This is a genomic window from Flammeovirga sp. OC4 (genome assembly GCF_000812565.1).
In the GTDB taxonomy this organism is placed as follows: Bacteria; Bacteroidota; Bacteroidia; order Cytophagales; family Flammeovirgaceae; genus Flammeovirga.
This window is the reverse complement of sequence record NZ_JTAM01000123.1, coordinates 1-8,423: the sequence shown is the minus strand read 5'-3', so window position 1 is coordinate 8,423 and position 8,423 is coordinate 1. Positions and strand designations below refer to the sequence as shown.

Sequence of the window (8,423 nt, the reverse complement as noted above, 5' to 3'; positions counted from 1 at the left end):
TCGCCCAATAGCTTTTTCTTTTACGGTTGGTATCCTAGCGATAGGATACCAGCAAAGTTTTTCCTTTTCGCTGTCAATGAAGTTACAATACAACTTCATGATAGTGATTAAATTCTAACTCATTAGATCATTAAGACATTGATGGTGCCAATGACGTAGGTGTTCACCTCTTCCCATTCCGAACAGAGCAGTTAAGCCCTACCGTGCTGATGGTACTGGGTTAACCCCCGGGAGAGTAAGTCGGCGCCACATTCATTAAATACAGAAGGTTAGTTAACACAAGATGTTGACTAACCTTTTTTTGTGTTGATATATTTTATGCAATCAGTCAATCAATCTAAAATCTACCCAACTAACCGATTACTAATACTTAATAATATAATTGCGAATACAATAATTATTTAAGTACTTAGAACACAATGTGATTGCAAATATTTTGAGGTCATATTACTACGAGGAATTCAATTAACACTATAAAAATAAAGTAGGTATTCGTTTATGATATCACTTTATTTCTCAACTCATACTAGATTAATAAAACATATAAATGAAACATTTCGAAGAATTTTGTGCTGCTTTTAGCTCAGCGGCCTGGGGTACTCCCTTGTTACTTTTACTGTTAGGAGGAGGGTTATTTTTTACGATTTATTCAAGGTTTTTACCATTCCGATATTTTAAACATGCGATTGATGTATTAAGAGGAAAGTACGATGATCCAGATGCTGAAGGAGATATTGATCACTATGAGGCATTGTCTGGGGCAATTGCAGCCACTGTGGGTATGGGAAATATCAGTGGAGTGGCAGTAGCACTTGTAACAGGTGGACCAGGTGCATTATTCTGGATGTGGATTAGTGCATTGTTGGGTATGGCGACTAAATTTTTTACTTGTACATTATCCGTAATGTATAGAGGTCATGATTCTCATGGTCATGCAGAGGGAGGACCAATGTATTATATCGAAGAAGGTTTAGGAAAAAAATGGAAGCCATTAGCGATGTTCTTTGCATTAGCAGGTTTATTTGGTGTCACACCTATGTTTCAGGCTAATCAATTAACAGAGGTAGTTAGAACAGTTGTATTACCGGAGAGTGTGTCATCTACGTTAAGCGTTGATGTGATGAATTTCATTATTGGTATCTGTATTATGATTATAGTATCATTTGTGATTTTTGGAGGGATTGAAAGAATTGGTAAAGTTGCAGGGAAATTAGTACCTGTAATGGTTGTAATTTATGTAGTAGCTGTACTTTCAATGATAGGATTAAATATTGAAAAATTACCTGGCATTATCACAAGTATTTTTACGGACGCTTTTGATTTTGAATCAGTAGCAGGAGGAGCGTTAGGTGCTGTGATAATCATAGGAGCCAAGAGGGCTGCATTCTCTAACGAAGCAGGAATTGGTACAGCACCAATGATGCATGGGGCAGCAAAGACAGAAGAACCAATTCGTGAAGGTTTGGTGGCTATGATTGGTCCATTTATCGATACTATTGTAGTTTGTACAATGACGGCATTAGCCATTTTAGCATCTGGCGTATATGACTCTGCTGCAGAAGATGTCAATGGAGTTTTACTAACAACAGAAGCTTTCAAAGCTGTTTTCCCCACAATGGGACCCATTATTTTATCACTTTGTGTCTTGTTTTTTGCATTAACAACACTGTTCTCATTTTCTTATTATGGAACAAAATGCTTAGGCTATTTAATTGGAGCAGATAAGAAACATTACTTCAATTATTATTATGTTATATTGATTGTAGTCGGGTCTGTAATTAAGCTAGATGCTATTATTAATTTAATTGATGGAGTATACGCGACAATGGCTATCCCAACGATGTTAGGAGCATTATTATTATCTCCTAAAGTAAGAGCTGCAGCTTTAGATTACTTTGAAAGAATGGAAACAGAAAAAAAATAGTAACGTTAAAATATTTTTTTAAAAAGGTGATAATCAAATTTATTCTTGTTTGATTATCACTTTTTTGTATCAAAACTTACAACTTAAAATAATGAGAATTTTGTCTTTTATGATTTAATACTCTAATTTGACTAAGAACCAAATCAACAATAGATTTTGATTTGATATAAAAGAGCGTGATTGAAATAGGCTCTAAAGGGAAAATAAACCTAAATGCTTTTGTAACAATCCTCTAAATTAGCGGCAACAAAACCTTACTATGTTTTTCATTAAAAAAAATAGCTATTCATCCAAGCAGATAATAGAAAACATCAAAAACCGAAAAAATTATGAGAAAACGATTAGAGAACTATATAAACTGTATTATGATAAGGTAAAAGTTTTAATCATAAAGATGAACGGTACAAATGAAGATGCTGAGGATATTTTTCAAGATGCTATAGCAAAAGTCATTTGGAGTATCGATAAAGATCAATTTAAAGGGGAAGCTCATATCTCAACTTATTTATTTACGATTTCTAAAAACATGTGGTTATCTACTTTAAAAAAGAGAAATCGCTATGATGTTTCTTATGATAATGTGACTGTAGATGGTAAACGAGATGAAGATATAGACTTCACTGATGAACTACCTTTATCCGACGGAGATGACCTTGATACCAAGCATAGGTTTAGAGAACTTTTAAACAAAATTGGAGAGGATTGTCAACGGCTTTTAACCTACTTTTATTTTCAGCAACTCACTTATGAAGAGATACTTACGAAGTTTGAAGGTAAGTATACTTCAGAGAAATTTATAAGAAATAAAAAGAGTAGATGCATCAATTATTTACGTAAAGGATTAGAAAATTCAACAGAGAAAATTAGTGATTTATTAGACAATATTTCAGAGTGTCTTGATAAAAAATAATCATATAAATGGTGACAAATCAAGGATTTGGAGTCTAATAAGTAGAACTAAAAATATCGAAGTATGTTGTCAGAAAAAACTATAGAAGAACGACTTTATCTTGAGAAAATCTCTCAAGACGTAAAAGGCGTGAGGGCTCAGATGAAGAAAGAAGACAACCTTGTGACACTTAGCGTAAGGTGGTCTTCAGCGGCTGCAATACTTCTCTTCTCCTTTTTCTCGATTTACCTTGTACAACTGGATACAAGGTCAATTATAGAAGAGAAGTGTTACACTAACTACACTAGGAGTTCTCAGTCTGAAAACGAGAAAGACCCACCTCGTTTAGAAGCTGCATTGCAGCAAATCAACTCAGAAAACTATGAAGAGGCAGTAGAAATTTTAAACGATCTTCCTGAGTCAGATCACAAGGATTGGTTTCTTTTGAATGCCAGTCTAGGTTTAGAAGATTATGATCAGGTTGATCAGTTAATGGTAAAAATACAAAATGACGAGGAACATTTGTATTTCAATCAAATTGATAATTATCTCCTATATGATATTTATTTACTAAAAATCAAAAGGAAGATATTCAATTAAAGTTTTTTGAAGACTTGATGAAGATATTGGGTCAGAGTCTCCAAATAAAACAATGTTACCCCAATAAATGGGGTTGATTTTAAGGGAAGGATTGTCACTCCAAAAATCCTTTTTCGCTTTTTGAAGTGCAACATCCTTTTCCCAGCCTTGTTTTATATAGTCATAAAAACTAGCCATAATAATTGAAGATACCTCATCATTAACATCCCATTTACTTGCTAATATGGAGTGTACACTGGCATAGGCAAAAGCCCTTTGTAAACTAAGGATTCCCTCACCATCAATGTAGGGACCGTCTGCCGAGTGACAACTACTCAAAGATACTAGCTGTAAATGGGATAAATTTTTGTTGGCTACTTCATTAAAGCTCAATGAATACTTTTGCGTTTTATCTCCCGGATAAAACTCTATATTCGAATCTTTTGCGGTTTTACTAATTGTGGTGTGAGTAGCAAGGTGTAGAATATTAATATCATTGATTCTTTGAAGCGTATTTTCCATACTTGCTTCTTTATCACTTAATATGTTGTCTGTAAATGCCTTTAACTCATCCAATGAGAAAGGAAGATTGATCTTATTGTAAGGAGCAACACCAAGAATTTCTATTGGATCATAATCTTCATCAATAGGTCTTTGAATAGAATATTCATGATGTAGTGAAAAGCTATAAGAAATAGCCCATTGCTCTAAATAATATCCTTTTCCCGTTTTTAGGATCTCAAAAGGAATAAAAGTAAGGTTACCCGATGGGGAAAAAACAACCCTTTTATCCTCTGCATTTTTTAATTTATCTGGAACTAAAAACTCTCCAATTTCTAAAAGTTGATGATTAAATGATCGGTCGATAAAGAGATTACTTTCACTTAGCTCTTTGTGTACACTCTTAATCAAGTCATTCCAAACATCTGGAAGACATTTGGTTTCTAAAAAGAAATTCCCATCAATATACCCAACCATAATTAACCCTTCCTTTAAAGGGTAGTAAGAAACAAAAGACTTTCCATCGTAATATTCTTTAAAATACTTTTGTATTTCTTGACTGCTGAGTAAAGGTGGACTATTGATTTTATTTCTGAGATTATCGAGATCAGGGGTTTTGATATATTGCTCAAAGGTTAGATTCTCCAAACCTTGACTTCTTTTATAGAGAATATTTGATTTTGAGTTTTCTATAATTTCTAAAACCTTATATAAATCTTCTTTACTTTGTGATTCCTTGTATAAACGGGTGAAAAAGATGACTAATTGATCTTGAATCTCTCTCAGGTTTTTAAATTGATACAATTGATCATCATCATTATACTGATTACCGACAAATTTTTTGAGCATTAAATAAGATTGCCAATAATACTTTTCCTGTTCAACAATATTCCCTGAAAATTCGGCCTTATAGAAATTTTGGAGTATCAATTGATTTAATAAAACCTGATTGGTATCCTTTTCATGTAGCAATAATTGCTTCTCAATCAGTGACTGAGCAGAATCTATATAGCTGATACTTGTGAGTATTTCATGTTCATGATGATAAATATCTAAAGCTCTATAGATTTCAGAAGCCATGACATTCATATCTTGAGTAGGAAAGGAAAGCCCTTTTTGGATTTCTCTTTTCGCTTTAAGGAGGTATTCTAACCTTTTACTGTCATTTTGGAGTCCTCTATAGCACTGAGAGATTTGTAGATAAGTACGTGCAATATAATAGTGTCTTGTTTTTATTTCATCTGTACTATATACAAAGTTGAACTTCTTAGTATTATGAAAAAAGTATTTAAACTGTTTGATAAATGATTGATAATGTTGTATTGCTTGATCAAAATGCCCCCCATTAAGGGCTAGTTCACCCAAATAGAAGTAGTGAATGCCATCACGGATATTATCTAATTGATCAATTTTTTCAACAGTATTTTCAATACCTATAGAATCATTAATTTGAATACATAAGCTGAGATAATTGCTTAGTACGTTATAATTTTTAACATCCTTTTCAATTAAATTATTTAAAATTTCTTTACTAAGGTTATATTCTTTTCTCCTATAGAAAAAGTTATTTAACCTATTAAGAATATAATATTTCTCCTTGTACTTTTCTTTGTCATTAAAATAGGTAAGGCAACCTTTCTTTAAATAATATTCTGAGGAATCCCTTTTTCCTTGGTATTGATAGTAACTACTTATTAGTTGTAGTGATAAAATGTAAGTAAAATGCATATTTCTACTTGTATCTTCTTCAATAGTACTAATGTTTTTCTTTAACCAATAGATTCCTTCACTCAGATCTAGCTTTTCTTTACCATAGATATGCCCTAATGCGTGTTGGCTATAAATCTTATTATTTAAGTTTTGGGATTGATTTTCAATCAACTTGAAATAATGTATAGAAGTATCATACTCTTTATTACTGAAAGCCTTAAAAGCTTTTTTCTTAAGAGTAGAATCATCATCATTTTGAGCATTGACGGAAAGAAATAATAAGTAATTAAATGTTAAAAAAATAAAAAATTTCATTTTTTTGAAATTAGGTGGTGGCATTTCAAGAATACCGAGTCTAATAGATAGAAAGTAAGTCAAGTAACTATCATTAGAAGCATCAATTATGTTAAAGTTAAAATTTTTTAGTGTAGTATCCATATTTATTTTAATTCTTTCATCATGTGAATTTGTTGAGGATGAAAGTATTACGCCTATTGATGAAACATCAATTCCAAGCGAATATCAATTTACACAAGATAGTGTAATAGATGCTAATGATATAAACTTTACACAGTTGCCTGATGAAAATAGTACAGGAGACTATGAGGCAAAGAACTAGAAGATACTTTAGATAAATATATACAATGAAATTCTTCAGTAATATAAAAAGATATTGAAAATACGATTTGTATTCTGAAAAATATTATAAGTGATAAAGCAGTAATTTAATTGAAATGAGTCGCTAAAACTAACCAATTAAAAATGGAAAGGGGCTACTCTTTGTAGTAGCCCTCTTTTTTAAAAGCTAAAACCACCGACATTAAAAATTTTATAATACCTAAAACTATCTATGAAGTAAACACACAATTAGTATTTATAACAATAGTAGACTATCACAGAAAGCAAGAAAGTACTAACATCTTACAACTGCTAATAAATCTTTGTCCTATAAAAAGGCGAGTTGAAACGGGATTTATTATACTCTAATGAGAGCAGATGTTTTGTAGTAATAGTGCTGAGAAAATGATTCTAGTATAGTAAGCTCACCTAAAGATTTGGGTGAGCTTTACTTTTGTCTTAATCTGTGTGATATCAACACCATTCTTAAATTTTACTCTCCAATTTTTTGAGGAAAATAGTACATGTATTTATAATAACCTCTTAATAATGTTTAAGTACAAACTAAAAAATTGTTGTGTTATGGTTGATGTTAAACTAAATAAATATATTTGTTTCTAATTCATATACAACGAATTTAATTAGAAATGAAAACTAAAATACTATCCTTATTATTAACATTGAACCTTTTCATTTTTGATAGGGTTCAAGCTTTTACTTCTTCTGATACTACGAGTAACATTACAATTGATGAGAGTACTAAAGAAAAAAAGAAAGCTAAAAACGAAGATGAAACACCACAAAAGGGAAAAGTTTATGCTGCACCTTTACCAATTGTAGCATCCAACCCTACATTTGGTGTACTATATGGTTTTGCAGGATCATTTAATATGTTCTTGGGCGATCCGTCCAATACACGTATGTCGACATCATTAGGAACTTTGACCTATTCTACCAAAAATCAGTTGATGTTTACTTATAAGAGTAACATTTATACGCCAGAGGATAAAATGATCTTCTTGGGAGATTGGAGAATGTTTGATACATCACAACCTACTTTTGGACTTGGTACTGGCCCAGCGGATGATAAATCCTTAGCAGGAAGTTATGGTGAAGGTTTCGCTCCAGGACAAGACCCTCAACTATTGGAATTTAAATATTTCAGGTTCCATGAGACGGCATTGTTTAAAGTCAAAAAGAACTTTTATGCGGGTGTAGGGTATCATATGGATTATCACTATGATATCAAAGATGTTTACTATGAAGAGCATGGTTATTCAAGCCACAAGGCATACTCTGACCACTATGGTATCAATGATGAAGAGTATGTACTTTCTGGTGTTTCATTGAACTTAATGTATGACAGTAGAGATAATGCTGCTAACCCTTATACAGGGAGGTACGCATTGTTAACCTACCGAATAAATCCAGAATGGATGGGAAGTACGAAGTCTTCTAGTTCATTGTGGCTAGAGTATAGAGACTATTTTGCTCTTGGTAAAAAGAAATCAGGTTTACAGCCTAATCATATGTTGGCCTTTTGGGGATATGGTAATTTTGTAACTTCTGGTGTTACCCCTTATATGAATTTACCAGCTCTTGGTTGGGATCAATTTGGTCGATCAGGAAGAGCATATACTCAAGGTAGATTCAGAGGAGAAAATATTGTTTACACTGAATTAGAATATAGAGCACATCTATTTGGAACACACAAGAATCCTAATTTATTAGGTGCTGTAGCGTTTGCTAATGCAACAACAGCAAGTAGTGCTCATGCTGATATTGACCTTTTCCAAAACTACAACTTTGGTTACGGAGTAGGTTTAAGATGTATGCTCAATAAAAAGTCAAGAACCAATATTACCCTTGATTATGCTTGGGGAGATTATGGTGCAAAAGGACTTTTCTTGAGCTTGAATGAGACATTCTAAAGCGATTGAGATTTATAAATTAAAGGCTATGATGCATGTTCATTATAGCCTTTTTTAATATCTGATTTACAGTAGTATAGAAATGAAATTGTGCCTAACAAAATTGGATATACATTAATTGAAAAAAATCTAAAGTATGAAAACAGTTGGCCTTTTACTGTATCTTGAATGCTTTTTTATCTAACTATATTGTAAAGTAAATTATCGTCAACTTTTAGTTGATCTTTTAGCAAGAATTTATTGGGTCTACTTTCAAACTTCCTTCTTCTTC

The 8,423-nt window shown here is 32.2% G+C and carries 6 protein-coding genes and 1 rRNA gene; 6 read left to right on the top strand and 1 reads right to left on the bottom strand.

What is annotated here, in order from left to right; translation table 11 throughout:
- Positions 1–140: 140 nt before the first annotated feature.
- The 4 genes from rrf (at position 141) to PL77_RS29200 (ending at position 3,413) form a co-directional block, all read left to right on the top strand.
- Positions 141–252: ribosomal RNA gene (gene rrf / locus PL77_RS29215) — 5S ribosomal RNA — on the top strand.
- 295 nt (positions 253–547) lie between these two features.
- Positions 548–1,924 carry a sodium:alanine symporter family protein gene (locus PL77_RS29210; protein ID WP_044213387.1) on the top strand — a complete coding sequence of 459 codons (1,377 nt, stop codon included), beginning with the start codon at positions 548–550 and terminating at the stop codon, positions 1,922–1,924.
- A gap of 259 nt (positions 1,925–2,183) precedes the next feature.
- Entirely contained in the window at positions 2,184–2,834 is a 651-nt protein-coding gene (locus PL77_RS29205) for an RNA polymerase sigma factor (RefSeq protein WP_044213384.1), read from the top strand.
- Between the two features lie 63 nt (positions 2,835–2,897).
- The gene (locus tag PL77_RS29200) at positions 2,898–3,413 is read left to right on the top strand and encodes a hypothetical protein (RefSeq protein WP_044213382.1); all 516 of its coding nucleotides are present in this window, start codon (positions 2,898–2,900) and stop codon (positions 3,411–3,413) included.
- Here PL77_RS29200 and PL77_RS29195 read toward each other — a convergent pair.
- The gene (locus PL77_RS29195) at positions 3,384–5,918 is read right to left on the bottom strand and encodes a CHAT domain-containing protein (RefSeq protein ID WP_172665974.1); all 2,535 of its coding nucleotides are present in this window, start codon (positions 5,916–5,918) and stop codon (positions 3,384–3,386) included. The genes PL77_RS29200 and PL77_RS29195 overlap by 30 nt on opposite strands.
- A gap of 88 nt (positions 5,919–6,006) precedes the next feature.
- Between PL77_RS29195 and PL77_RS32100 the strand changes: the two genes are divergently transcribed.
- Together PL77_RS32100 and PL77_RS29185 are read left to right on the top strand one after the other, a co-directional pair.
- The gene (locus PL77_RS32100) at positions 6,007–6,222 is read left to right on the top strand and encodes a hypothetical protein (RefSeq protein ID WP_044213378.1); all 216 of its coding nucleotides are present in this window, start codon (positions 6,007–6,009) and stop codon (positions 6,220–6,222) included.
- Between the two features lie 646 nt (positions 6,223–6,868).
- Complete coding sequence (locus PL77_RS29185) at positions 6,869–8,152, top strand: BamA/TamA family outer membrane protein (protein ID WP_052444836.1); 1,284 nt, start codon at positions 6,869–6,871, stop codon at positions 8,150–8,152.
- Positions 8,153–8,423: the final 271 nt, after the last annotated feature.

Excerpts from the sequence above, each read along its gene's own strand:
- PL77_RS29210 (WP_044213387.1), top strand. The coding sequence starts at position 548 with ATGAAACATTTCGAAGAATTTTGTGCTGCTTTTAGCTCAGCGGCCTGG.
- PL77_RS29205 (WP_044213384.1), top strand. The coding sequence starts at position 2,184 with ATGTTTTTCATTAAAAAAAATAGCTATTCATCCAAGCAGATAATAGAA.
- PL77_RS29200 (WP_044213382.1), top strand. The coding sequence starts at position 2,898 with ATGTTGTCAGAAAAAACTATAGAAGAACGACTTTATCTTGAGAAAATC.
- PL77_RS29195 (WP_172665974.1), bottom strand. The coding sequence starts at position 5,918 with ATGAAATTTTTTATTTTTTTAACATTTAATTACTTATTATTTCTTTCC.
- PL77_RS32100 (WP_044213378.1), top strand. The coding sequence starts at position 6,007 with ATGTTAAAGTTAAAATTTTTTAGTGTAGTATCCATATTTATTTTAATT.
- PL77_RS29185 (WP_052444836.1), top strand. The coding sequence starts at position 6,869 with ATGAAAACTAAAATACTATCCTTATTATTAACATTGAACCTTTTCATT.